Source organism: Flavobacterium fluviale (genome assembly GCF_003312915.1).
GTDB lineage: Bacteria > Bacteroidota > Bacteroidia > Flavobacteriales > Flavobacteriaceae > Flavobacterium > Flavobacterium fluviale.
Window position 1 is genome coordinate 2030324 of the sequence record NZ_CP030261.1, and the last position, 24901, is coordinate 2055224.

Genomic DNA, 24901 nt, shown 5'->3' on the forward strand with positions numbered 1-24901 from the left:
TTAATTTTTTTTGCCACAGATTTCAGTGATTTTCACAAATTCAAAAATCATTATAATCCTCTTAATCTGTGGCAAAAAAAGTATCTTAATATTTACTGTATTCGTTGCGAATTTTAATTATTCTTAAAATAAAAAACCTCCCAATTGGGAGGTTTCTATAATTATATTATGCAGACTTATATAACACCTCGCCATTATTGCTCAATTGCAATAATGCTGATAATAGAGATAATAATGTTAGTATAGTTTGTCATTTTTTTGTTGTCTAAGAAACAAATGTATTAATTATTTTGCGAAGTAGTCAAGAAATATTTTAAGTTTTATGAAATAAACTGAAAAATGTATTGAAAACTAACGCTAAAGATTATTTTTTAGCCGGAGGATATTGAGCTAAAATTTTGTTTACGAATTCGGCTATTTTTTGATCTTTCTTATCAATGTTTCTGGTTAAAGTTCCCTGACCTTCACCTTGCCAGATCATTTCTTTCTTTTTAGCATCTATTAGATCAATATAAAGAGTTCCTTCGGTAGAAGTCGAAACAGTAGTTTGGTTACCGCCGTACATCATCCACGGATTCCAGCCCCAGCCCCAGCCATAACCCCAGCCAGCACTAAATTGATTTACATTTACCTGTTCTCTCGATTTAGTAAAAATATTTACCAATAAATCAGGATTTTCGCTTTTGGTCAAACCTTTTGCCTGCATTTCTGCATCAATTGCATGTAAAATACGTCTTTTGTCCAAATCAGAAATTTCTACTTTATCAATTCCGGGCTTAAAGAAAGCATAAGTCTTGTAAGGCGCAAAATCGACAGTTTTGTCGTAATCAGAATATACAGTAACACTGCTGCAGGAAGAAAGTATCAACAGCAGCAAAATCGGAATTAACTTAAGTGTTTTCATATTATTAGAAATTTAATGTTCTTGTTTTGTAATTAGTTTATTATAAAATAACTTTGGTTTTCGGGCATGCTGAGCATTCAGTTTCATTAGCCTTCGACTTCGCTCAGGATGACACTTTGTTTTATGATAAAATCTTTTTTAAATATCTTTAACTAAAGAAGACTTTCATCTACCATATTAGGTAAAGTTACTTTTAATAAAGGCTCAATTTCCATTGCTCTTTTTATGGCAAAAACAGCACCTTCATTTCGAGCCCAGCTTCGTCTCGAAATTCCGTTGTTTACATCCCAGAAAAGCATTGACGCTAAACGCTTTGAAGCCTCTTTAGAACCATCAAGAACCATACCAAATCCGCCGTTTATAACCTCTCCCCAGCCAACTCCTCCGCCGTTATGTATGGAAACCCATGTTGCTCCTCTAAAACTGTCTCCAATTACGTTTTGGATTGCCATATCGGCTGTAAAACGAGATCCGTCGTAAATATTAGAAGTCTCTCTATAAGGTGAGTCAGTTCCAGAAACGTCATGATGATCGCGTCCTAAAACAACAGCGCCGATTTCACCTTTTGCAATCGCCTGATTGAAAGCTTCTGCAATTTTAACTCTTCCTTCTGCGTCAGCGTATAAAATTCGGGCTTGAGAACCTACAACCAGTTTGTTTTCTTGTGCGCCTTTAATCCATTTGATATTATCCTGCATTTGCTGCTGAATTTCATCTGGAGCAGTTTTAGACATTTCTTCCAAAACCTGACTGGCAATTAAATCTGTTTTTTGTAAATCTTCAGGTTTTCCAGAAGTACAAACCCAACGGAAAGGACCAAATCCGTAATCAAAACACATTGGTCCCATAATATCCTGAACGTAACTGGGATATTTAAAATCGATATTATTTTCGGCCATAACATCTGCACCGGCACGTGAAGCTTCTAATAAAAAGGCATTTCCATAATCAAAAAAGTAAGTTCCTTTTGCAGTATGTTTGTTAATAGCCTTTGCTTGTCTACGTAAAGACTCTTGTACTTTTTCTTTGAATAATTCCGGATTGTCGGCCATCATTTGATTGGCTTCTTCAAAAGAAATTCCAGCCGGATAATAACCTCCAGCCCAAGGATTATGCAGTGAAGTCTGGTCTGAACCTAAATCAATTTTGATATTTTCTTTATCAAAACATTCCCAAACATCAACCACATTGCCTAAATAAGCAATCGAAACGACTTCTTTATTGGCTTTCGCCGAATTGACCCTCGCAATCAATTCATCTGTAGAAGTTACAATTTCGTTAATCCATCCTTGTTCGTGACGAATTTTAGTAATCTTCGGATTTACTTCGGCGCAGACCGTAATACATCCGGCAATATTTCCAGCTTTTGGCTGTGCGCCAGACATGCCTCCAAGACCTGAAGTTACGAATAAATTTCCTTCTGGATTTAGTTTTATTTTTCTGAAACCATTCAGAACCGTAATTGTAGTGCCGTGTACAATTCCCTGCGGGCCAATGTACATATAACTTCCTGCGGTCATTTGTCCGTATTGCGAAACGCCAAGTGCATTCATTTTTTCCCAATCATCTGGTTTGGAGTAATTCGGGATCACCATTCCGTTGGTAACCACAACTCTTGGCGCTTCTTTATGGGAAGGAAATAATCCCATCGGATGTCCTGAATACATGGTCAAAGTCTGCTCGTCTGTCATTTCCGATAAATACTGCATCGTCAATAAATATTGCGCCCAGTTTTGGAAAACCGCACCGTTTCCTCCATATGTAATCAATTCGTGTGGATGCTGTGCTACAGCATAATCCAAATTATTTTGAATCATGTGCATAATGGCTTTTGCCTGCAATGATTTTCCTGGATATTCGTCAATTGGTCTTGCGTACATTTTGTAATCCGGACGCAGACGATACATATAGATACGTCCGTATTTTTCTAATTCTTCTGAAAATTCAGAAACTAATTCGGCGTGATCTTTAGGATCAAAATAACGCAATGCATTTTTTAAAGCCAGTTTTTTTTCTTCTGCCGAAAGAATTTCTTTTCGTTTTGGCGCGTGATTAATAGTTGAATCGTATTCTTTTTTTGGAGGTAATATATTTGGAATTCCTTGTTGTATTTGTTCTTTGAAAGTCATTTTTTTAGAGATGCTAAGTTGCTATCCCGAAGCCTCGGGACTAAGACGCTAAGATATTGCGGTTAGATTAACAACAGATTAATTTTTGTTTTTTTTTAATTATGCCGCCCCGCTGGGGCTTAAATGTGACTGACGGTTAATTGGTTCTATAAATATTTAGCTCCTCTGGAGCTGATAAATAAAGCCTTGGAAAGGCGAAATATTATAGAAAAACAGTAACCCCAATATAAAAGCTCCAGAGGAGCGAAATATTAGCCGACGAAATTGGAATTTATTTTAATTGCCTCATTTTCAAATTTTCACATTGTCACATTTTCTAATTAAAAAAACTAAGGATAACGAATATCCGACCTATGATAAGATTTGTGGATTTTAATCCTAAATTTTCTTGAGCGAATATCCATTTTATAATTTAGATTGTTGATTTTAGATTGTTGATTTTAGATTTTAGATTGGAATTTGGAATTTGGAATTTAAAAAAAATTGAATTTTAAATATAAACTTCCTCATTAACACAAAACGGCATTTTTTTATTTTCAGAAAGTGCTATTATGTTTTGTGCGGCACAAACAGCCATTCCGTTTCTGGCCTCGTAGGTTGCAGAACCAATATGGGGTAAAACACAGCAATTTGGCAGCTCTAATAACGGATTGTCTTGTTTCATAGGTTCTGGATTCGTAACGTCAAGTCCAGCTCCCCAGATTATATCATTGGTTAAGGCATGATACAAATCCTCTTCATTATGAAATTTTCCTCTTGCTGTATTAATGAAAATCGAATTAGGTTTCATTTTGGAGAAAGCATCTTTGTTGAAAAGTTCGTTGTTTTCTGAAGTATAATTAGCATGAACACTCAAAACATCACTTTGTGAAAGTAAAGTTTCAAAATTCACAAATTCCGCATCAAGTTCTTTTTCGGCATTTTCATTATGAGAACGATTGTGGTAAATAATTTTCATTCCGAAAGCGGCTTTACATTTCTGCGCCATTTCAAAACCAATTCTCCCTAAACCAAATATTCCCAATGTCTTACCATAAAGTTCCTGTCCTAAATTGGCCAATGCATCAAACGCTTCCCATTCTCCATTTATAATTCTTTTATGATGGAAAAATGACTTTCTGGCTGCACTCTGCATCAATAAAAAAGCGGTGTCAGATGTTGCTCTGCTCAGGACATCAGGCGTATTTCCAACAGGAATTTTTCTCTTATTTGCCGATTCTATATTAACAGAATCAAATCCGACAGAAAACAAAGCAATACCTTTTAAATTTGGGCACTGCTCAAAAAAATCTTCATCTAAATTACTGGAACCTACATTTAGAAGAGCATCATTTTCCTGACAGATTTTTATAAATTCCTCTCTTGATAATACATTCTCTGTTGGATTTATAGTTATGTTGATGCCTTTTTCCTTTAATAATGCAATGCCGGCTTCAGGTATATTTTTAGTTATAAAAACGTTCATTTTGTTTAGATTTTTTGATGTTAGATTTTTAGACTTCTTAGATTTTTTTGAAGTTGGCGATCACATCTATTTTTAATGAGGTTAGTTTAAATTTAAAATTCAGTTTGAATAATTATCTAATTATCAAATTGGCACATTTTCTAATTAGATTATTTCCTAATCCTGCCTGTTTTTTTGTCAAATCCATACGGACAGTGACGACAGCCGCTTTTGCAGCAATAACCTCTTTTTAAATGGTGTTTTTCAGTAAAGCATTTATAACCTTCGGGTGTATAATAAAAATCTTCACCTTCAATTAATTTATTTTCATTACTTTGCTCTTTCATAAAACTGCTTTCGGTCGTATTTTCATTTCTTAAAAATCAAAAATAAATATTTGATTATGATTTTAATGAAATCTAATAATTTTATATCTACAAATTTATAAATTTTACAGCCAATGTTTCTGATTGTTGCCAAATATTTAATTCCGAAAGGATATCGCGGAATGGCTGTATTTCCGTTTATTCTAATAAAATATGATTTTGATAAATCGAACGAAGTCTTTGTAAACCACGAAAAAATTCATTTGAGACAGCAGTTAGAACTTTTGGTAATTCCGTTTTTTGTCTGGTATGTTCTAGAATATTTAATTCGTTTAGTTCAATACCAAAACATGGATTTGGCATACCGAAATATTAGTTTTGAAAGAGAAGCTTACGCAAAAGAAACCGAGTTGGATTACTTGAAAAACCGATCTTTTTTTCAGTTTCTAAATTATATTACATTAAAATGAATCCAGTTTTCAATCAGCCTATTTTGATCAATTTTCCAAATGACATTTCTTTGACGATAAAGCGCGAAGATTTGATTCATCCTTTTGTTTCGGGGAATAAATTTCGAAAATTAAAATACAATTTACTTCAAGCGAAAGCTGAAAATAAAGAAACGTTATTGACTTTTGGCGGTGCATTTTCCAATCATATTGCAGCTGTGGCGTATGCGGGAAAGGAGCAGGGTTTTAAAACGATAGGCATTATTCGAGGCGATGAACTTTTGGATAAAATTGACGAAAACCCAACTTTAAAATTTGCTCAGGAAAACGGAATGGAATTTCAATTTGTTTCCAGAGAAGATTACCGTTTAAAAAACGAAAGTTCTTTTATCGAAAAGTTAAAAGAGAAATTTGGAGACTTTTATTTAGTTCCAGAAGGCGGCACAAACGAACTGGCTGTAAAAGGCTGTGAAGAGATTTTGACAGATGAAGATGCGGCTTTTAACTACGTTTGCTGTTCGGTTGGAACTGGCGGCACGATTTCTGGATTAATTAATAGTGCCTTGTCAAATCAGAAAATTTTAGGGTTTCCAGCGTTAAAAGGTGACTTTTTAACCGATGAAATTCGTATTTTTGCAAAAAAAGATAACTGGAATTTAATTTCTGACTATCATTTTGGAGGTTATGGCAAGATAAATTTAGAATTAATCGAATTTATAAATGCTTTTTTTGAAGAAAATAAAGTGCCTTTAGATCCAATTTATACAGGAAAGATGGTTTTTGGCGTTATAGATTTAATCAGCAAAAATTATTTTCCTGCACATTCAAAAATTTTACTCATTCACACTGGTGGATTGCAGGGAATTGAAGGAATGAATATAAAATTGAAGCAGAAAAAATTACCAATACTCAAAACCAATGATTAAAAAAATTGTATTACTTCTCGTAATATTAGCTTTAGCAAGCTGCTCTTCTAGTAAGCCTGCCATCGCGACGACTAAAAAAGCTGCAGCAGTTCAAACGAGGACGGCAGCGGCAAAAAGAACGACTCCTGTAAAACCAATCGGTAAAAATTATCCTTCTACAAATAATACAACTGAGGTGATTCAATCTACATCAAAAACAGTTGTAACCAGCGATTTAATTAATAATTATGTTTTGCAGTACAAAGAGATTGCGATGGGAAACATGAAAACTTATGGTATTCCAGCCAGTATTATTCTGGCGCAGGGAATCTTGGAATCTGGTGCAGGAAGAGGAGATTTGGCTGTAGATGCTAATAATCATTTTGGTATAAAATGTCATAATGATTGGTTAGGAGAAAGTGTTCGACACGACGATGATTCGGCTCAGGAATGTTTTAGAAAATATCCTCAGGCATCAGAATCCTATAGAGATCACGCTTTATTTTTGGTTGGAAAAAAACGATATGCCACTTTATTTACTTACGAGAAAGACGATTATAAATCTTGGGCAAAAGGTTTGAGAGCGGCAGGTTACGCAACAGACCCTAAATATCCTGACAAGCTGATTAGTTATATTGAACGTTACAATCTACATCAATATGATTGTCAAGTGACAGGAAGAAACTATGTGCCAATTAATACTTCGGCTCCAGCAAAAAAAACATCTTATGATGTCGCATCTGATCCAAAGATCAATATGAATACATATGATCCAAATTCATACGAAGTTCAAAAAGGTGATACTTTGTATTCCATTTCAAAGAAATTCAATTTATTGGTTGATGATTTGAAAAGGAAAAATAACCTGACTGATAATGCTATTTCAATTGGGCAGAGATTGAAGGTGAAGTAAGTTTTTAGTCTCAGTTTTCAGTCACAGTTTCAGTTTTGAAGTTAATTTAAAATCCAAAAATAAGTTTTCAGTTTTTAATCTAAATCTGAACTCTAAAATCTAAAATAAGAATGTTATATAAAAGAAGTAGTCAGCTTTTTGCTGAAGCAGAAAAAGTAATTCCAGGAGGAGTAAATTCACCAGTAAGAGCGTTTAAAGCTGTTGGCGGTACTCCGATTTTTGTAAAAAGTGCCAAAGGTGCTTATTTATATGATGAAGATGGAAATAAATTAATTGATTACATTAACTCTTGGGGGCCAATGGTTTTGGGTCATGCTTATCAGCCGGTTGTTGATGCCGTGATCGAAAAAGCAAAACTAGGAACTTCATTTGGAATGCCTACAGAATTGGAAACTGAAATTGCAGCTTTGGCCGTTTCTATGGTTCCGAATATTGATAAAATTAGATTCGTAAATTCAGGGACAGAAGCGTGTATGAGTGCGATTCGTCTGGCTCGCGGATTTACAAAAAGAGATAAGATAGTAAAATTTGCAGGCTGCTACCACGGTCATTCTGATTCATTTTTGATTCAGGCAGGAAGTGGTGCCGTAACTTTTGGATCTCCAAATAGTCCAGGAGTGACAGAAGGAACTGCAAAAGATACTTTGTTAGCAAAATACAATGATTTAGAAAATGTAAAAACTTTAGTTGAAGCTAATAAAGGAGAAATCGCAGCGATTATAATCGAAGCAGTTGCTGGAAATATGGGATGTATTCCACCAGCAAAAGGATTCTTAGAAGGTTTAAGAGAGTTGTGTACAGCAAACGGGATTCTTTTGATTTTTGATGAGGTAATGACGGGTTTCCGTTTGGCTCGTGGTGGTGTGCAGGAATTATATGGTATTGATGCTGATATTGTAACTTTCGGAAAAGTAATTGGTGGCGGACTTCCAGTTGGAGCTTTTGCTGCGCGCGAAGAAATCATGAATCATTTAGCGCCTCTTGGACCAGTTTATCAAGCAGGAACATTATCTGGAAATCCCTTAGCAATGGCAGCTGGATTAGCAATGTTAAAAGCTTTAGATAATGACAGAGAAATTTTTACTCGTTTAGAAGAAAAAACAGCTTACCTAGAAGCAGGAATTGACAGGGTTTTAAAAGCGAATAATGTTACTTTTACAATTAATAGAGTTGGTTCTATGATATCTGTTCATTTTGACGCAAATCCGGTTACCGATTTTCAAACGGCTGCAAAAGGAGATAATGAAACCTTTAAAAAATTCTTCCACGGATTATTGCAGGAAGGTATTTACATTGCGCCATCTGCTTATGAAACTTGGTTTATTACAGATGCGTTAACTTATGAAGATTTAGATTTTACAATTAATGCTATTGATAAAGTTTCGAAAACATTCTAATTTATCGAATAATTAATAATTAAGGCTCTCTTTACTAAAAGATGAGCCTTTTTTTATGCAGGAATTTTATTAGTTAATAAAAAGTTAATGTATGTGTGATTTGTTGTGATATTGTAAGTAAAAATTATTTTTGTTTGTCAATTAACCACTAAACCAACATTAAATGAAGAAATTTTTCATTTTATCTGCAATAGCTTTGCTATCGCTATTTCCTTCCAAATCATTTGCACAAAGTAAAAAGAAAAAAGATTCAAAAGAGGTTCCGGCAGCACCTCCAGAAAAGAAACCAGAATCTTCGATTAAAGATTACAATAAGGTAATTACAAAAGATGCCGTTTCAGATGAAGGGCTATTTACAGTCCATAAAGTCGATAAAAAATACTACTTCGAAATTCCGAATAAATATTTAAACAAAGACATGCTTTTAGTAAGCAGACTTGCAAAATTACCTTCCAATTTAGGAGGAGGTTATGTAAACGCAGGTTCCGAAACCAATGAGCAGTTAATTGTCTGGCAGCGTTTTCAAGACAAAATTTTAATCAAATCAAAATCTTATAATTCAGTTGCCAATGACACACTTCCAATTAGTCTTTCAGTAAAATCAAATAATTACGAACCAACGTTATATGCTTTTGATATTGCTGCATTTAGTAAAGATTCGGCAAATATAGTTATTGATGTTACTAAATTCTATAGCACAGATGTAAAAGCAATCAGCGGAATTTCAGCAGAAATGCGAGACATCTATAAAGTAAAAGGTTTAGATGATTCGAGAAGCTTCATTAATGCAATGAAAAGTTTTCCGATGAATATCGAAGTAATTCAGGATTTTACATACAATGCTTCGAAACCTTCGATGTTAGAAGAATCAGAATCTATAAGTATTCAAATGAATCAATCTATGATTTTGCTTCCAGAAATTCCAATGAAACCAAGGTTAGCAGATCCGCGTGTGGGCTGGTTTACTGTAAGTCAATACGATTACGGCAGTAACGAACTAAAATCTGATTTGAAAACTTATATCAGACGTTGGAGATTGGAGCCAAAAGATCCAGAAGCCTACAACAGAGGAGAATTGGTAGAGCCAATAAAACCAATTGTATACTATCTCGATCCTGCAACTCCTGAAAAATTAAAAAAATACATTAAACAAGGAATCGAAGAATGGCAGAAACCGTTTGAATCTGCGGGATTTAAAAACGCCATAATTGCCAAAGAAGCACCAACGAAAGAAGAAGATCCAGATTTTAGTCCAGAAGATATACGCTATTCTGTGATTCGCTATGTAGCCAGTACAACACGAAATGCAGTAGGGCCGAGTGTTTCAGATCCTAGAACAGGAGAAATTATAGAAAGTGATGTAATTTGGTACCACAATCATTTACGATCGTATAGAAATAGATATTTATTAGAGACTGGAGCAGCAAATCCGTCAGCGAGAACCTTGCAGACCAGTGACGAAGAAATGGGCGAAATGATGCGAATGGTAATTGCTCACGAAGTAGGACACGCACTGGGTTTTCCTCATAATATGGGTGCAAGCTGTGCTTATGATGTGGAGAGTTATCGAAATGGCGATTTTACTCAGCAAAACGGAATCTCAGCCAGTATAATGGATTATGCCCGTTTTAATTATATTGCGCAGCCAGGCGATAAAAATATACGTTTTGTACGTAAAATGGGTGCGTACGATCAATATGCGGTAAATTGGGGATACAGAGCGATCCCGAATGTGAAATCTCCACAAGACGAAGTACCAACTTTAGACAAATGGATTTTGGATAAAGCAGCAAATCCGATTTACAAATTTGGAAAACAAAGCAGTGCTTTTGATCCGAGTTCTCAAACAGAAGACATTGGAAATAATTCTATGAAAGCGAGTTCCTATGCGCTCAAAAATTTAGAATATGTTGCAGGTCATCTGAGCGAATGGACAAGTACTGCGACTAATGACTATGAAGATTTAAATGAATTATACAAAGAATTACTAGATTGCTGGGGTCGTTATGTAGGCCACGTTGTAACGAATGTAGGAGGAATTTATGAAAATACAAAGAAGCCAAATCAGGCTGGAAGCGTTTACGAAGTAGTTCCGAAAGCAAAGCAAATTGAGGCGATGAACTGGCTTCAAAAAAATGCTTTTGAATCTCCAACGTGGATTGTAAACACTAAGACTTTGCAGAATACCGAATTTGCCGGCTACACAGAAAAGTTTAGAAATGTACAAGTAAGGCAGCTTAATAATCTAATGACTTTAGGAAGAGTTGGAAGATTAATGGACAATGAAATTTTGAGCGGTGATAACTACAAAGCTTTAGATTTCTTTAAAGATATTCGAAGAGGAATTTGGAAAGAAGCCGCAGCTGCGTCAAATGTAACTGTTTATCGCAGGAACTTACAGCGTGCATACATTGATAGAATGGGATTTTTAATGACGGAAGAAATCAAACCAACAGATAGATCTACTATATATTATAATGTATCTCAATCTGATTTAAGAGCTTTGGTAAGAGGAGAATTAAGCGCATTGAGAAAATCGCTTGTTGCTGCAAAAGCAGGAGGAATTAATACGGAAACCAAATATCATTATGAAGATTGTATCAAAAGAATAGATTTGATTTTAAATCCGATTAAATAGGAAAACAAAAAAGAGGCTTAAATAAGCCTCTTTTTTTATGCACTAAATTAGATTTTTTCTTTTCTGTGATCTTTTACTTTTTCTCTCATTTTGTCTTTTTTCTCTTCTTGTAAAGTTTTCCATTTTGTGTATTGGTCAGCTTTTAAAATCGATTTCATTTTAGCGTCGTTTGCTGCAACTTCGTCTTCCATTTGTTTTTTGAAAGCAGCTTTTTCTTCGGCAGTTGGTTTAGTATTGCTGTCTTTTTTATCTTTTCTAGCTTCTCTAAATTTTTCAGCCTTAGCACTTCTTTCCGCTAACAGTTGTTTTACTTGTGCCTGCTGGCTTGCATCCAAACTTAATTCAGTTGTCAATTTTTGTAATTGCTTTTCATTACGCTGTTCTGGAGTCATTCTTTCTCTTGGCTCACGTGCTGGTTTTTGATCCATGTCTTGTGCAAAACTTGCTATTCCAACAAATAACATAGCTGCGATAAATAATTTTTTCATTTTAAGTTTTTTTAATTGTTTATAGAAATTAGACTTTTTTAGATTAATTAGGTTTAATCTGTTTTTTAGAATTATGTTTTAATTAACAGATTGGTATACAGATGATTTTTTGAAAAATAGGGCTAAAAGCAACTTTTGCCAAAGAATGAGTTTAAATAACATTATCATAACGCTAAAAAATTAATTGTAAGTATTTTAGTTTAAAATATTTTTTTAACTTTAAAGAATATATTGTTTTTGACAGCATTAAAAAAGCAATTTTTTTGGTTCCCATAATAGATTTTAATAACAATTTAATTCTATATTCTATGGCAGATCTTTCCCAGTCACATCGAATTCTTTTTCTAAACACATTAGCTTTTGCAATCTGTTTTGCATGCTGGACACTGAATGGCGTTCTAGTCACCTTTCTAGTTGATAAAGAAATATTTAACTGGAGTGTTGTCCAGATTGGATGGCTCTTAGGAATTCCAGTCTTAACCGGTTCAATTATGAGATTGCCAATGGGAATTTTAACTGATAAGTTTGGAGGCAAAATTGTCCATTCTGCTTTATTGATTTTAGCATCAATTCCATTGTTTCTTTTGCCATTTGCTACTTCTTTTACTGTTTTTGCCATTTTAAGTTTCTTATTCGGAATGGTCGGAACTAGTTTTGCTGTAGGCGTAGCTTCTACATCGGTTTGGTATCCTAAAGAATGGCAGGGAAGAGCTTTAGGGATTTTCGGAATGGGAACGGCAGGAGCTTCTATAACTCCTTTCCTGGCACCATCTTTATTAAGTAAATTTTCAGAAAGTGACCCAGTAAATGGATGGAAATGGCTTCCTGTCATTTATGGTTCTGGCTTATTACTAATGGGAATTGTATTTCTGATTTTTGCTAAAAACAAAAAAAGTGAAGCGCAGTCAAAAACTATAAAACAATTAGTACAGCCTTTAAAAAGTGTACGTGTCTGGCGATTCGGAACCTATTATTTTTTAGTGTTTGGTTCGTTTGTAACTTTCTCCCAATGGCTTCTGCCTAATTTTATGAATGTGTATCATACAACGCTGATTCTCGGCGGTATATTTACTTCATGTTTCAGTCTGCCGGCTGGTGTTGTGCGTGCTTTTGGAGGCTTTTTGTCGGATAAATTTGGAGCACGAAAGGTGATGTATTGGGTTTTGAGTTCTTCGGTAGTTTTAAGTTTTCTGCTTCTTTTTCCAAAAATGGACATCACCACCTCAGGGAGCGGATTACTGGCAGGCAAAGCCGGAACCGTTACAGCCGTTTCTCCAGGTAAAGTAGTAATTGATGATAAAGAATATGCTATAAGTCAAAAAGATGAAAATGCGGTACATTCTCAATATTTTCCTTCTAAAAAAACATGGCAGGAAGTTGTAGTCGCAGAAAATCAAAAAGTACAAAAGAAAGATTTAATAGCTGAAGGTATAACGCAAATTCATTTTGAAGCCAATATGTGGGTGTATTTGGTTCTGGTTATTTTAATCGGAATATCATGGGGAATTGGTTCTGCCGCTGTTTACAAACATATTCCAGATTATTTCCCTAATGAAGTTGGGGTAATCGGAGGTATGGTTGGATTATTAGGTGGATTGGGAGGCTTTTTTGGACCAATTATATTTGGTTATCTACTATCAATTACAGGATTCTGGACTAGTTCGTGGCTGTTCATTTTAGCATTATCACTCACTTGTCTGATTTGGATGCACCGTGTTATTGTTAAAATGACAAAAGAAAAACTGCCCGAAATGGCAAAAGATATTGATCGAAAATAAGAAGACATGAAAGAAAAAACATTTAATACAAAAGCCTTATTAATAGCATCAGCTGCTTCGGTTTTCATGATTGTATTGGTTTTCTATGGATCACGAAAACTGCAGAATTTTGATGCCGCTTTGGTAACTTATCTCTTCGGGACTTTATTTGCCTTTTTTGGAGTTGTATATCGATATACGGTTTGGCTCCAGCGTCCGCCGACTTGGATGTATTTTAAGCGCGGCATTCATTTTTTATTCACTGGAAAAGTCTTTTCGCACTTGTGGTTTTTAGGAAAAGAAACGGTTCAGAATATTGCTTTTCAAAAGTTTATTTATCCGAGGGGAAAATATAGATGGCTGGCTCATTTCTGTATTGCGATTGGATGTTTTTCTGCTTTTGCAATAACTTTTCCGCTTACATTTGGATGGATTCATTTTACATTGGCTCCAAACTCTATTTCAGTTTACGAAGCCCATTTTTTTGGCTTTAAAGTGATGGATTTTAAAATTGATTCCATAATGGCTTTTTTAACTTTTCATGCCTTAAACTGGTCTTCTTATCTTGTTATTATTGGTTCGCTTTATTATTTAAGACGTCGTTTAACCAATCCTGGACTAATTGCTACACAAACTTTTGAAGGAGATTTACTGCCGCTGATTTTATTAATTGCTATTTCGGCTACAGGTTTATGCCTGACATATTCATACCAATTTATGAAAGGATTTGCATATGATTTTCTGGCTGTAATTCACGCCGTAACGGTCATTATGTTTTTGATATGGATTCCGTTTGGAAAGTTCTTTCATATTATTCAGAGGCCGGCGCAGATTGGTGCGCATATTTATAAGAAAGAAGGAATGAAGAAAGGTATGGCAATTTGCAAAGAAACAGGTAAACCTTTTACAACACAACTTCATATTGACGATTTAAAAATAGTAACCAAACAGTTAGGATTTGATTTCAGTGATGATGAAGGAAATTCGCATCTAGATTTAAGTCCCGAAGGAAAAAGAGACCGTTTGGCAAAAGCGCATTTAAAAGCAAGACTTGAAGGCGGAAATTTATTTGGATGATTATAAATGTTTCAAGTTTCAGGTTTCACGATTGTGAAGAAACTTGAAACCTGAGACCTGAAACAAAAAATAACAAAAAAACACATGGCAAAACTACCTGTATCAACTGAAAAAATAATTGAAGATTTTGGTCCGCATCTTAATTATACTCCAAAAGAAGGATATTCCGGGCGTGATGAACCAGACAAAACTGTAAAAACACATTGCTGTTTCTGCGGTATGCAGTGCGGTATTCAATTATCTGTAAAAGACAATAAAGTAGTAGGTTTTGAACCTTGGATGGAATTTCCATTTAATGAAGGGCGTTTATGTCCAAAAGGTGTGCAGCGATACATGCAGAACAATCATCCAGATCGTTTATTGCATCCAATAAAAAGAGTTGAAGGCAAAGGCTTTGAGCAGACTTCCTGGGATGAGGCCATGGATAAAACTGTTTCTGAAATTAAAAGAATTCAGGAAAAATATGGGAAACATGCTTTTTCAATGCTTTCTGGAGTTTCCCTAACCAACGAAAAAAGTTATCTGGTTGGGAAATTTGCCAGAGTAGCCTTAAAAACAAGAAACTTAGATTATAACGGCCGACTTTGTATGGTAAGTGCAGGGGCGGGAAATAAAAAAGCATTTGGTTTAGACAGGGCATCCAATAATTATTCAGATTTAGAATATGCTGAGGTAATAATTGTGGCTGGAGCAAACATTAGTGAAACTTTTCCAACATTAACGCATTGGATCTGGAAAGCCAGAGATCGCGGAGCGAAATTAATTGTAGTAGATCCACGTGTAATTCCATTAGCGAGAACTGCCGATATTCATTTAGATGTAAGACCCGGAACAGATTCAGCTTTATATGGAGCCATGCTTAAATATTTGGTAGATCATGATTTGTTAGATCACGATTTTATTGATAATCATACTTCTGGATTTCAAGAAACGATTGATGCTGTAAAAGATTATACATTAGAATGGGCTGAAGATATTACAGGAATTTCAAAAGAAAAAATCAAAGAAGCGGCAGAATTATGGGGAAAAGCAAAAACAAGTTTCCTATTGCATGCGCGTGGAATAGAACATCATTCAAAAGGTGTTGATAATGTTTTGGGATGCATTAATTTAGTTTTAGCAACAGGAAGAATCGGAAGACCTTACTGTGGTTACGGAACAATTACCGGACAGGGAAACGGTCAGGGAGGAAGAGAGCACGGTCATAAATGCGACCAGCTGCCTGGAAATCGTGATATAGAAAATATGGAACATCGCCAATATATTGCTGATGTCTGGAAAATAAAAGAAGAGGATATGCCGCACAAAGGCATCACAGCATACGAAATTATTGAAGCCATCCACAGTGGCGAAATTAGAGGGCTTATCTCGATTTGTTTTAATCCGCTCGTTTCTCTGCCGAACAATAATTATGTACGTGAAGCTCTTGAAAAACTAGAATTTTATGTTGCAATAGATTTTTTCCTAAATGAAACAGCTCGTCATGCCGATATTGTTTTAGCAGGTTCATTGCAGGAAGAAGAAGAGGGTACAACAACATCTGCCGAGGGTCGAGTAATCCGAATCAGGCAGGCGGTTACGCCACCGGGTGATGCACGAACAGATACTTCAATATTGCTGGAATTAGCAAAAAGACTGGGTGAAGAGGAGCGATTTACATACGCAGACAGCGAATCTATTTTTAATGAACTGCGTATCGCTTCAAAAGGAGGAACTGCTGATTATAACGGAATAACCTATAAAAAAGTTGAAGATAAGATGGGAGTTTTCTGGCCGTGTCCGACAGAAGATCATCCTGGAACTCCAAGATTATGGGAAGACAAAAAATTTGCAACTCCAGATGGGAAAGCACATTTTAATCCAGCTCCTTATAGACTGCCCGGCGAAATTACAAATGATGAATATCCAGTTATTTTGACAACTGGGCGAGTAGTATCACAATATTTAAGTGGTACGCAAACAAGAAGAATTGGGAAATTAGTAGATCAATTTCCAGAACCATTGCTTGAGATTCATCCAGAAATGGCTCAAAAATATAATATTCACCAACGAGAATTAGTAAAAGTTTCTACACGAAGGGGAGAAGGAATTTTTCCCGCCAATATTGTTGAAACCATTCGAAAAGATACTGTTTTTATTCCGTACCACTGGCCGGGGAAAAAATCTGCTAATCAATTAACACCAGGCACGTTAGACCCAATTTCTAAAATTCCAGAGTTTAAAGTCTGTGCTTGTAAATTGGAACCTTTGAATGAAATCGAAGACTCATCAGAGAAATCTCAAGCGTATGCAAGTATTTAATCTATAAAACACCACATTATGAATTTAACCAATTACAACAAAAATGAAGAGTTTTTTGTAGACTTGCAAAGATGCATAGGATGTAAAGCTTGTGAAATGGCATGCTCTGAATGTGAAACAAATGGCCAGGAATCTATGATTCATGTTAATTATGTAGAACGCGCAGTTACAATTCAGACCACGGTTCAGGTTTGTATGCATTGTGAGGATCCAGTTTGTGCGAATGTCTGTCCAGCCGATGCCATCTCACAAGACGAATTTGGCGTGGTCCATACCGCAAATACAGAACGTTGTATAGGCTGTTCAAACTGTGTTATGGCTTGTCCGTTTGGAGTTCCAAAGAAAATGGAAGAGTACGATTTAATGATGAAATGCAATATGTGTTACGATAGAACTAGTGTTGGCAAAAAACCAATGTGTGCTACAGTTTGTCCAAGTGGAGCATTATTTTATGGAACCCGAGAGCAGATTGAAGAGATGCGTCCGAATAGTACGCCTGTAAATTCATTTCTTTTTGGAAAAGAAAGAGTAAATACAAAAGTGAATATTATGATGCCAAAAGGCAGTTCTGAATTACGAATATTCTAAATCTAAAATCCATGTCTAAAGAAGATAATTTAAAAGAAAACTGGAAGAAGGATTTTCCATATAAAAAGCAGGAATCGACACAGGTCAGCCGCAGAGATTTTGCCAAATTCCTCACGTTGGTTTCGGGCGGCTTAATGGTCGGCAGCGGATTAGTTGCTGCAAAAGCCTATCTACTGCCGAACGAAGGAGTTATAGGCGAACATTTTGTATGCGATGTAAAAGATATCCCAATTGGAGGAACGAAAGGTTTTGTGATAGAAGGAAGTACAATTCCATACATTTTAGTCCATTTAGAAAGTGGTATGTTTAGGGCTTATGAGCAAAAATGCACGCATCTTTCCTGTGCCGTTTATTATAAACCAGGAACAGGAATAATTCATTGTCCTTGTCACGATGGCTCTTTTGATGCGCTGACGGGTGATGTTATTGCTGGACCTCCGCCGCGAGCGCTGCCTCAATTAGAAGTTTTCTTAAAAGGAGAAAAGATTTTTGTAAGAGCACTTGAAAATAGAGAAAGTTAATTGTTTAAAATATAAATTATGAGTACATTTAGAAAAAGCCAAAACCAAGCCAATCCAAATAAGCTGAATGTAATTTTGTCAACTTTGATATGCGTTTTGATTTTAAATGTAAGTCTTCAAATTTGGCTGTTATATGCTGCTTTAAACAATGCATTAGACAATAATAAAGAAATTTTAATACCAGCATTTATAGGATCTTTAATTTTGTTTTTGATTGGTTTTGGATGGTTGTATTATTTACCAAAAGGAAATTTTAGAAATAATACATAACATAAACAAAATATAATTCTATATCGATGAGCGTAACTACCAATAACGAAAACAACAAAATAGCCTTTTTTTCCACACAGCCCTACGACAAAACTTTTTTCAATAAATACAATTCTGACTTTGGTTTTGAATTGGATTTTTTTGAAACACAGTTAAATCCGCAAACCGTCATTTTAATTGAAAATACTTCGATTGTCTGCGTTTTTGTAAATGATCTAGTCAACGAAGCGGTTATTAAACAATTAGCAGAAAAGAATGTAAAAATTATAGCTTTACGATGCGCAGGATTTAATAACGTTGATTTGGATGCTGCTAAAAAGTACAATATAAAAGTCTGCCGTGTCCCCGCTTATTCTCCGCAGGCAGTTGCAGAACACGCCATGGCAATGATTTTAACTTTAAACCGAAAAACACATAAAGCCTACAACAGAGTTAGAGAACAGAATTTCTCTCTAAACGGTTTGTTGGGATTTGATTTGTTTGGAAAGACAATCGGGATTATCGGAACAGGAAATATTGGTAAAGCTTTTGCAAAAATTGCCCTAGGTTTTGGCTGTAAAGTTCTAGCATATGATATTGTTAAAAATGAAGAAATGATTAAAGACGGTGTCTCTTTTGTAACTTTAGAAGAGATTTTTAAATCCAGCGATATCATTTCGCTTCATTGTCCGCTTAACGATCAAACGAAGCATGTTATTAATAAAGATTCAATTGCCTTGATGAAAGACAGTGTAATGATTATCAATACCAGCCGCGGTGGATTAATAGAAACGGCCTGCGTTATCGAAGGTTTAAAAGAAGGTAAAATAGGTTATTTAGGAATTGATGTTTACGAGCAGGAAGAAAAGCTGTTTTTCAGAGATTTATCTGCAGACATTATTCAGGATGATGCCATTCAGCGATTAATGAGTTTTCCGAATGTTTTGGTAACAGCGCATCAGGCATTTTTTACCAATGAAGCTTTGACGCAGATTGCATTGGTCACTTTTAATAATATAAAATCTTTGCTTAATAGTAATGATATCGAAAACAAAGCAGCTTTATTAGCATAAAAACTGCCAGGTTTATAAATGTAATGTTGAGAATTTAAAATAAGGAAATTATGAGAAATAAAATTTTAGCGGCAATTATGATTCTGGGAATGATTTCGTGCCAAGACAAAAATAAAACCGAAGATAAAAGTATTATCAAAACCATTGCCGAAGACACCTTATCAAAAACCGTTGCAGGAACTGCAGATGTAAGTGACGCTCCCGTAAAAGAAGATAAGGCAGTTGAATTAATTCGTAAACAGTTGAATGTTTTGTTAAAAGCAGATCTTCCTGCAATGACAAAAGACGACCGTTATTTTTATTACGAAGCTTTTGATTTGAATAATGATCAAAAACCGGAATATTTTGTAGGCTTTTCAAATCCGTATTTCTGCGGAAGCGGCGGTTGTTCAGGATATATTTTGAATAATGACGGAAACGTGATTAATCGTTTTACAGTAACCGATTTTCCAATTTATGCAGCGACTTCCTCAACCGATAAATTTTATGACCTGATCATGAAAAGCGGCGGAATAGCTCATCTTGTAAAAATGAAAAACGGGAAATATCCATCAAATCCTTCCGTTCAGGAAAAATTAAAAGGCGATATTCCAAAAGAAAGTACAGCGGTTCTGGATATTCAGGGAAAGAAATTGGAGAAGTATTCGTTTTAACCAGATTTTTTAAATACAAAACAACCCGACAAGTTTTTAAACCTGTCGGGTTTGTTTTGTATCCTAACTATTTTTTTAACATTTTAGAAAGTGTCTTTGGATTTTATCTATTGTCCCAGAATGCTACAACAATTAATTCTTTTGCAGTTATTTTATAAAAGATGTTGTAATGCCCTAATGTTGTGGTTCTGATATCTTGAAAACTGGTTTTAACGTAAACTTCAGGATTATTAATTAAAAATTTAATTCTTTGTGTAATTTCAGAAACTAACTTTCTTGAGTATGTTTTTGATTTGTTTCTTTTATTCCAATAATTTAATATTTTTCTTCTTTGATTAACAGCTGTACTAGTCCAAATTATTCTGACAACCATTCTAAATCTTCCTTGTCTAAATCTTGTTGAGAAATTACTCTGCCATATTTTATATCTTCTTCACTTTCTTTAAGCATATCTAATTCGTATTGTTCAAACTGATAAGTGTTAGATGTATCAGCATTTTTTAAAAGACTTCTAATTTTCTCAAGCAAATTTACATCTTCAATGTTTTTGAGTTTGTCAAAAATTTCTAATTTTATTTCTAAAGTACTCATAATAATGTTGTTTACGTTAATCAAAGTTATGTAAATAAAATGAAAAACCCGATAAGTTATAAGCCTATCGGGTTGTATTTATGATAAAATAAGACAAAAATTATCCCACCAATTCCACAAATTTAAACTCGCCGTCAACGACAACTTTAGTCAAACCATGTTTAGATAAATTTTTCATAGAAGCATCCCATTTTTTACCGCTTAAATTTGCAGTAATTTTTAATTGCTGAAGATCCATTTTACTTTCGTTTCCTTTCAATAAATCAACGATAAATTTTTCTTCATCAGATAATTCAATCTGAGCTTGTTTTTTCTCTGGACGCATTTGCGGGAACAATAAAACTTCTTGAATTGAAGCATTATTTGTCAAATACATAATCAAACGATCCATTCCAATTCCCATTCCAGAAGTTGGCGGCATACCATATTCAAGCGCTCTTAGGAAATCTTCGTCGATAATTCCGTTAGCTTCGTCATCACCTTTTGCAGCCAAGCGCATTTGATCTTCAAAACGCTCACGCTGATCAATTGGGTCGTTTAATTCAGAATAAGCATTTGCGATTTCTTTACCACAAACCATTAATTCAAAACGCTCAGTAAGATCTGGATTATCGCGGTGTTCTTTACAAAGCGGAGACATTTCTTTTGGATAATCTGTAATGAAAGTCGGCTGAATATAATTTCCTTCGCATTTCGCTCCAAAAATCTCATCAATTAATTTTCCTTTACCCATTGTTTCGTCAACCTCGATTCCCATTCCTCTTGCTGCTTCAAACAATTCTTGTTCTGTTTTTCCAGAGATATCAAAACCAGTAAAATGTTTGATAGAATCTGTCATTGTAACACGTGCATAAGGAGCTTTAAAGTTGATTGTATGTTCACCAAAAGTCACTTCGCTTGTACCATTTACAGCAATTGCGCAATGCTCCAATAAACCTTCAGCAAATTCCATCATCCAGTTGTAGTCTTTATACGCTACATATATTTCCATTGCCGTAAATTCAGGATTATGCGTTCTGTCCATACCTTCGTTACGGAAGTTTCTAGAGAACTCATAAACACCCTCAAAACCACCAACAATTAATCTTTTTAAATATAACTCATTCGCAATACGCATATAAAGCGGAATATCAAGCGAATTATGGTGCGTGATAAAAGGTCTTGCTGCAGCACCACCAGGAATTGACTGTAACACCGGCGTGTCAACCTCAAGATATCCAGCATCGTTAAAATAACCTCGCATTGCGCTGAATAACTTTGTTCGTTTGATGAAAGTTTCCTTAACATGCGGATTTACAGTTAAATCTACGTAACGCATTCTGTAACGCAATTCAGCATCGTTGAATGCATCGTGAACGTTTCCTTCCTCATCAACTTTTGGCAAAGGAAGCGGACGTAACGTTTTGCTCAAGAAAGTAAAACCGTCAACGCGAACGCATTGCGCGCCCACTTTTGTAGTAAACAATTCACCTTCGATACCAATAAAATCACCTAAATCGGTTAATTTTTTAAATACTTGGTTGTATAAAGTTTTATCGTCACCTTCACACAAAACATCGCGATTCACGTACAATTGAATACGTCCTTCGCTATCCTGCAATTCAGCAAAACAAGCTTTTCCTTGATCTCTCACGCTCATCAAACGACCCGCAACGATAACCTTCTTACCTTCTTCAAATGACTCCTTAATTTGCTTAGAAGTATGATTTACAGGAAAAAGATTAGCTGGATAAGGATTGATTCCCAGACTGCGTAAGTTTTGAAGTTTTTCTCTTCGGATGATTTCTTGTTCTGATAATGCCATTTTGTGCTCTTTTTTTAAGTGTGCAAAGATAAAGAAAAGAATGTAGATTTTAGAATGCAGGTTTTAGATTTTTTGCAGCAGCAATTTATTGGGTTTCAAGTACCTTTTGTCCCGCTATCCGTTTCAATCTTTTATGTCGAACCCCGACATAAAAGGATTTATACTTCTATCGGGGCTGGATTAGACCATTTTGTTTTTATCAGACTTTTATATTGTATGAAAATGACTAAAAAACTGATTATCTTAGAACTCAAAACTTACAACTTTCTCGAAAAAATGAAATACCTATCAAGTTTATTAATACTAGTTTTATTTACAAGCTGTCAAATTACCGAAACTATTATCATCAATTCAGACGGAAGCGGCACTATAAAAGTGGAGCAGCTTAGGGACGAAAACAGTTATATGCAATTGGCTGGTGAAGAATATTCAAAAGAAAATATTTTTGAAGATACCACTTATGTTTTCAAAGAATATATCGATGCATACAAAGAAAATTTTTCAAAATATACACTACAAGAGCAGGAGTTATTTCGAAAGTATGAGAATGTAAATGTACATCTTAAAAAAAGTTCCTTTGAAAAAGAATTTAAAAATGAATTATCACTTCATTTTAATAAGGTCTCAGAAATTCCAGATTTATACAAAACGGAAGATTATGCCTCGGATATTCAGCATAATTATGCTTTGACTGCAGAAAATCATTATTACAGAATTGGATATGACTTTGATGGTGAGGTTTTTAAAAGAACGATTACGATCATAAATACAGAAGAATTAGAAAAAGCAAAGCAAGAATCTGAGAAGTTTACAAAACGTTATGGTGCCTCAAATTTGATGCAGATCTATGTTTTAAAATATCATTTTCCGAAAAGTATAAAATCGGTTTCCAATCCAAAGGCAGTTATCAGCTCAGATAAAAAATCTCTCAGTTTAGAATTTAAAATTTCAGATTTTTATGGAAATCCTGAAATTTCAAATTTAGAAGTTGTTTTAGAATAAATTCGTCAAATAATTTTTAAAAGAAAGTATCTTCGTCCCACCTTAACTTAAACCTAAAAAAATATGAAAAAAATTCTACTTTGCTGCCTCATCTTATTTTGTATTTCAAGCTGTACACTTAAGGAAAAAGTGGTCATGAACGAAGACGGATCTGGAACTTTCTCTTATGGTTTTGATATGTCGCCAATGTTTAAATTGGGAATGAAAAAAAGTGATTCTACAAAAATCAACAAAGTAGTCGATACTTCTTTTACTTTTAAGGAAGTATTTGCCAAAATAAAAGACAGCATCTCTAAATTGCCGAATGCAGACAAAGAAACAATTGCAAAGCTGGAGCAAGAAAAAGAAAAACTTAAAATTTTGGAGAACTTTAAAGTAAGCATAAAAATTAACGAAGAAAAAGAGCAATTTGAGTACAATATGGCATTTGATTTTCCTAGCGGAACAGGTTATAAATCTATTGCAACACCCGCAGAAGGCTTAGAAGGGCTGGCTGCAACAGACAAGAAAAATTTAGAAGTTTTAAGCGCTGTACCTAAGCCAGAAGAAAAGTCAAGTACGACTATTTTTTATGATGGAAAAGTTTTCATTAAAACCGTGACTGCTAGTAAGGAAAGTAAAAAAGTAAAAAAGAAAAAAGAAGCTAAAAATGAAAAAAGCGATGATCCGTTCTCCAAAAAAATGGAAGAAATGATAAAAGAATGTAAATACATTGCCGAGTATCACTTTCCAAAAAAAATTAAAACCATTTCTCTTAAAAATGCAATTGTAACAGATGACAGAAAAAGTTTTACCGTCGAGGTTCCTTTAGAAAACATGCAGGAAACCAATGTGGATTTTGGTTTCAAAGTAGAATTTGAGCAATAATTGGAGATTTTCAATTAACCTTATTTTTAAAATAGTCTTCGTATCTTTGATAAAAAATTGTACTACGATGAAATTATACAAATTACTTAGTTTTTCTTTTTTAATAGCGACATTAACAAGCTGTACTTTTACTGAAAACATTTATGTCAACGATAACGGAACCGGAAAATTCTCTGTAGATATGGATGGTTCTGCCTTAATGGAAATGGCAGGAGATCAAATAGCTGGTCAAATGGGAGAAGATGCCAAAAAAGATATTGATTCAACTTTTACTTTCAAACAACTATTTGAACAGAAAAAAGATAGTATTGCAAAGCTGTCTCCTGAAACTCAAAATGAACTTAAGAAATTGGAGAATTTTGTAGTTACAACAAAAATGAGTTCGGAGAAAAAGCAATTTTTAATGACATTGGGAACCGACTTTAAAAATGTAAATGAATTGCAGGATATTCTGCAGACTCTTGGAACGTTTCAAAAATTAGAAGGCGGTGCCAATGCAAATCCGCTTGGCAGTGGTTTTGGAGATAATTACAGTAAATTAAGTTATACCTACGACGGAAAGAAATTTACAAGAAAAGCCATTATAGATCAGCAAAAATTAGCAGCAAAGCCAAAAGATTCCAATCCAGATATGACCAAAATGATGTTTGCATCGTCTAATTATATTGTAAAATATCATTTTCCAAAAAAGATTAAGAAAGTCTCTAATCCAAATGCATTATTTAGCGACGATCGAAAATCAATTACCATTCAATACTCTTTCACGGATTATATGGAGAATCCAGACAAACTGAACTTTGACGTTGAGTTTGAAAAATAATTAAA

Annotated in this window: 24 protein-coding genes; 16 read left to right on the top strand and 8 right to left on the bottom strand. The window is 34.6% G+C overall.

Annotation, left to right across the window (positions count from 1 at the left end; genetic code table 11):
- Positions 1–364 precede the first annotated feature (364 nt).
- From HYN86_RS09065 to HYN86_RS20970, 4 genes are all read right to left on the bottom strand, one after another.
- Positions 365–904 carry a DUF4136 domain-containing protein gene (locus tag HYN86_RS09065; protein ID WP_113677738.1) on the bottom strand — a complete coding sequence of 180 codons (540 nt, stop codon included), beginning with the start codon at positions 902–904 and terminating at the stop codon, positions 365–367.
- 152 nt (positions 905–1056) lie between these two features.
- Positions 1057–3033, bottom strand: a complete 1977-nt coding sequence (locus tag HYN86_RS09070) for a urocanate hydratase (protein WP_113677739.1) — start codon at positions 3031–3033, stop codon at positions 1057–1059.
- Positions 3034–3523: 490 nt separating this feature from the next.
- Entirely contained in the window at positions 3524–4498 is a 975-nt protein-coding gene (locus HYN86_RS09075; protein WP_113677740.1) for a 2-hydroxyacid dehydrogenase, read from the bottom strand.
- Positions 4499–4647: 149 nt separating this feature from the next.
- Positions 4648–4824, bottom strand: a complete 177-nt coding sequence (locus HYN86_RS20970) for a DUF5522 domain-containing protein (RefSeq protein WP_162789336.1) — start codon at positions 4822–4824, stop codon at positions 4648–4650.
- A 113-nt stretch (positions 4825–4937) separates the two neighbouring features.
- On the opposite strand from HYN86_RS20970, the gene HYN86_RS09080 reads away from it, so the two are divergent.
- The 5 genes from HYN86_RS09080 (at position 4938) to HYN86_RS09100 (ending at position 11105) form a co-directional block, all read left to right on the top strand.
- The gene (locus HYN86_RS09080; RefSeq protein WP_113677741.1) at positions 4938–5273 is read left to right on the top strand and encodes a hypothetical protein; all 336 of its coding nucleotides are present in this window, start codon (positions 4938–4940) and stop codon (positions 5271–5273) included.
- Complete coding sequence (locus HYN86_RS09085; RefSeq protein WP_113677742.1) at positions 5270–6178, top strand: 1-aminocyclopropane-1-carboxylate deaminase/D-cysteine desulfhydrase; 909 nt, start codon at positions 5270–5272, stop codon at positions 6176–6178. The genes HYN86_RS09080 and HYN86_RS09085 overlap by 4 nt, the downstream gene beginning before the upstream one ends.
- Positions 6171–7070, top strand: coding sequence for a glucosaminidase domain-containing protein (locus HYN86_RS09090; protein ID WP_113677743.1), 900 nt, complete (start codon positions 6171–6173; stop codon positions 7068–7070). The genes HYN86_RS09085 and HYN86_RS09090 overlap by 8 nt, the downstream gene beginning before the upstream one ends.
- A gap of 110 nt (positions 7071–7180) precedes the next feature.
- Positions 7181–8467: a glutamate-1-semialdehyde 2,1-aminomutase gene (hemL, locus tag HYN86_RS09095; RefSeq protein ID WP_113677744.1), complete on the top strand. Its 1287-nt coding sequence runs from the start codon at positions 7181–7183 to the stop codon at positions 8465–8467.
- A gap of 163 nt (positions 8468–8630) precedes the next feature.
- A complete protein-coding gene (locus tag HYN86_RS09100) occupies positions 8631–11105 on the top strand; it encodes a zinc-dependent metalloprotease (RefSeq protein ID WP_113677745.1) in 2475 nt (824 codons plus the stop codon).
- A gap of 47 nt (positions 11106–11152) precedes the next feature.
- Here the strand turns inward: HYN86_RS09100 and HYN86_RS09105 are convergent, their stop codons facing one another.
- Positions 11153–11593, bottom strand: a complete 441-nt coding sequence (locus HYN86_RS09105; RefSeq protein ID WP_113677746.1) for a hypothetical protein — start codon at positions 11591–11593, stop codon at positions 11153–11155.
- Positions 11594–11901: 308 nt separating this feature from the next.
- Here HYN86_RS09105 and HYN86_RS09110 point away from each other — a divergent pair, with 308 nt between their 5' ends.
- From HYN86_RS09110 to HYN86_RS09145, 8 genes are all read left to right on the top strand, one after another.
- Positions 11902–13371, top strand: coding sequence for an MFS transporter (locus HYN86_RS09110; protein WP_113677747.1), 1470 nt, complete (start codon positions 11902–11904; stop codon positions 13369–13371).
- A 6-nt stretch (positions 13372–13377) separates the two neighbouring features.
- Entirely contained in the window at positions 13378–14427 is a 1050-nt protein-coding gene (locus tag HYN86_RS09115) for an MFS transporter (protein WP_113677748.1), read from the top strand.
- An 84-nt stretch (positions 14428–14511) separates the two neighbouring features.
- Positions 14512–16728: a molybdopterin oxidoreductase family protein gene (locus HYN86_RS09120; RefSeq protein ID WP_113677749.1), complete on the top strand. Its 2217-nt coding sequence runs from the start codon at positions 14512–14514 to the stop codon at positions 16726–16728.
- 18 nt (positions 16729–16746) lie between these two features.
- On the top strand, positions 16747–17316 hold the full coding sequence (locus HYN86_RS09125; protein ID WP_113677750.1) for a 4Fe-4S dicluster domain-containing protein: 570 nt from the start codon (positions 16747–16749) through the stop codon (positions 17314–17316).
- 11 nt (positions 17317–17327) lie between these two features.
- On the top strand, positions 17328–17837 hold the full coding sequence (locus HYN86_RS09130; protein ID WP_113677751.1) for a QcrA and Rieske domain-containing protein: 510 nt from the start codon (positions 17328–17330) through the stop codon (positions 17835–17837).
- Between the two features lie 18 nt (positions 17838–17855).
- Positions 17856–18107, top strand: coding sequence for a DUF6755 family protein (locus tag HYN86_RS09135; RefSeq protein ID WP_113677752.1), 252 nt, complete (start codon positions 17856–17858; stop codon positions 18105–18107).
- Positions 18108–18133: 26 nt separating this feature from the next.
- Complete coding sequence (locus tag HYN86_RS09140; RefSeq protein ID WP_113677753.1) at positions 18134–19159, top strand: 2-hydroxyacid dehydrogenase; 1026 nt, start codon at positions 18134–18136, stop codon at positions 19157–19159.
- 50 nt (positions 19160–19209) lie between these two features.
- On the top strand, positions 19210–19812 hold the full coding sequence (locus HYN86_RS09145) for a hypothetical protein (protein WP_113677754.1): 603 nt from the start codon (positions 19210–19212) through the stop codon (positions 19810–19812).
- A gap of 103 nt (positions 19813–19915) precedes the next feature.
- Here HYN86_RS09145 and HYN86_RS09150 read toward each other — a convergent pair whose 3' ends face one another.
- From HYN86_RS09150 to lysS, 3 genes are all read right to left on the bottom strand, one after another.
- Complete coding sequence (locus HYN86_RS09150) at positions 19916–20185, bottom strand: type II toxin-antitoxin system RelE/ParE family toxin (protein WP_113677755.1); 270 nt, start codon at positions 20183–20185, stop codon at positions 19916–19918.
- Positions 20170–20403: a hypothetical protein gene (locus tag HYN86_RS09155; protein ID WP_113677756.1), complete on the bottom strand. Its 234-nt coding sequence runs from the start codon at positions 20401–20403 to the stop codon at positions 20170–20172. The genes HYN86_RS09150 and HYN86_RS09155 overlap by 16 nt, the downstream gene beginning before the upstream one ends.
- A gap of 100 nt (positions 20404–20503) precedes the next feature.
- Positions 20504–22207 carry a lysine--tRNA ligase gene (gene lysS / locus HYN86_RS09160; protein WP_113677757.1) on the bottom strand — a complete coding sequence of 568 codons (1704 nt, stop codon included), beginning with the start codon at positions 22205–22207 and terminating at the stop codon, positions 20504–20506.
- A 276-nt stretch (positions 22208–22483) separates the two neighbouring features.
- Between lysS and HYN86_RS09165 the strand changes: the two genes are divergently transcribed.
- From HYN86_RS09165 to HYN86_RS09175, 3 genes are all read left to right on the top strand, one after another.
- Complete coding sequence (locus HYN86_RS09165; RefSeq protein WP_113679897.1) at positions 22484–23209, top strand: hypothetical protein; 726 nt, start codon at positions 22484–22486, stop codon at positions 23207–23209.
- A gap of 63 nt (positions 23210–23272) precedes the next feature.
- Positions 23273–24076, top strand: a complete 804-nt coding sequence (locus HYN86_RS20975; protein ID WP_162789338.1) for a hypothetical protein — start codon at positions 23273–23275, stop codon at positions 24074–24076.
- 67 nt (positions 24077–24143) lie between these two features.
- Positions 24144–24896 carry a hypothetical protein gene (locus HYN86_RS09175; RefSeq protein ID WP_113677759.1) on the top strand — a complete coding sequence of 251 codons (753 nt, stop codon included), beginning with the start codon at positions 24144–24146 and terminating at the stop codon, positions 24894–24896.
- The last annotated feature ends 5 nt before the right edge of the window (positions 24897–24901 follow it).

What these genes read in the sequence shown, in the direction of transcription:
- HYN86_RS09065 (WP_113677738.1), bottom strand. Translation starts at nt 904, where the DNA reads ATGAAAACACTTAAGTTAATTCCGATTTTGCTGCTGTTGATACTTTCT.
- HYN86_RS09070 (WP_113677739.1), bottom strand. Translation starts at nt 3,033, where the DNA reads ATGACTTTCAAAGAACAAATACAACAAGGAATTCCAAATATATTACCT.
- HYN86_RS09075 (WP_113677740.1), bottom strand. Translation starts at nt 4,498, where the DNA reads ATGAACGTTTTTATAACTAAAAATATACCTGAAGCCGGCATTGCATTA.
- HYN86_RS20970 (WP_162789336.1), bottom strand. Translation starts at nt 4,824, where the DNA reads ATGAAAGAGCAAAGTAATGAAAATAAATTAATTGAAGGTGAAGATTTT.
- HYN86_RS09080 (WP_113677741.1), top strand. Translation starts at nt 4,938, where the DNA reads ATGTTTCTGATTGTTGCCAAATATTTAATTCCGAAAGGATATCGCGGA.
- HYN86_RS09085 (WP_113677742.1), top strand. Translation starts at nt 5,270, where the DNA reads ATGAATCCAGTTTTCAATCAGCCTATTTTGATCAATTTTCCAAATGAC.
- HYN86_RS09090 (WP_113677743.1), top strand. Translation starts at nt 6,171, where the DNA reads ATGATTAAAAAAATTGTATTACTTCTCGTAATATTAGCTTTAGCAAGC.
- hemL (WP_113677744.1), top strand. Translation starts at nt 7,181, where the DNA reads ATGTTATATAAAAGAAGTAGTCAGCTTTTTGCTGAAGCAGAAAAAGTA.
- HYN86_RS09100 (WP_113677745.1), top strand. Translation starts at nt 8,631, where the DNA reads ATGAAGAAATTTTTCATTTTATCTGCAATAGCTTTGCTATCGCTATTT.
- HYN86_RS09105 (WP_113677746.1), bottom strand. Translation starts at nt 11,593, where the DNA reads ATGAAAAAATTATTTATCGCAGCTATGTTATTTGTTGGAATAGCAAGT.
- HYN86_RS09110 (WP_113677747.1), top strand. Translation starts at nt 11,902, where the DNA reads ATGGCAGATCTTTCCCAGTCACATCGAATTCTTTTTCTAAACACATTA.
- HYN86_RS09115 (WP_113677748.1), top strand. Translation starts at nt 13,378, where the DNA reads ATGAAAGAAAAAACATTTAATACAAAAGCCTTATTAATAGCATCAGCT.
- HYN86_RS09120 (WP_113677749.1), top strand. Translation starts at nt 14,512, where the DNA reads ATGGCAAAACTACCTGTATCAACTGAAAAAATAATTGAAGATTTTGGT.
- HYN86_RS09125 (WP_113677750.1), top strand. Translation starts at nt 16,747, where the DNA reads ATGAATTTAACCAATTACAACAAAAATGAAGAGTTTTTTGTAGACTTG.
- HYN86_RS09130 (WP_113677751.1), top strand. Translation starts at nt 17,328, where the DNA reads ATGTCTAAAGAAGATAATTTAAAAGAAAACTGGAAGAAGGATTTTCCA.
- HYN86_RS09135 (WP_113677752.1), top strand. Translation starts at nt 17,856, where the DNA reads ATGAGTACATTTAGAAAAAGCCAAAACCAAGCCAATCCAAATAAGCTG.
- HYN86_RS09140 (WP_113677753.1), top strand. Translation starts at nt 18,134, where the DNA reads ATGAGCGTAACTACCAATAACGAAAACAACAAAATAGCCTTTTTTTCC.
- HYN86_RS09145 (WP_113677754.1), top strand. Translation starts at nt 19,210, where the DNA reads ATGAGAAATAAAATTTTAGCGGCAATTATGATTCTGGGAATGATTTCG.
- HYN86_RS09150 (WP_113677755.1), bottom strand. Translation starts at nt 20,185, where the DNA reads ATGGTTGTCAGAATAATTTGGACTAGTACAGCTGTTAATCAAAGAAGA.
- HYN86_RS09155 (WP_113677756.1), bottom strand. Translation starts at nt 20,403, where the DNA reads ATGAGTACTTTAGAAATAAAATTAGAAATTTTTGACAAACTCAAAAAC.
- lysS (WP_113677757.1), bottom strand. Translation starts at nt 22,207, where the DNA reads ATGGCATTATCAGAACAAGAAATCATCCGAAGAGAAAAACTTCAAAAC.
- HYN86_RS09165 (WP_113679897.1), top strand. Translation starts at nt 22,484, where the DNA reads ATGAAATACCTATCAAGTTTATTAATACTAGTTTTATTTACAAGCTGT.
- HYN86_RS20975 (WP_162789338.1), top strand. Translation starts at nt 23,273, where the DNA reads ATGAAAAAAATTCTACTTTGCTGCCTCATCTTATTTTGTATTTCAAGC.
- HYN86_RS09175 (WP_113677759.1), top strand. Translation starts at nt 24,144, where the DNA reads ATGAAATTATACAAATTACTTAGTTTTTCTTTTTTAATAGCGACATTA.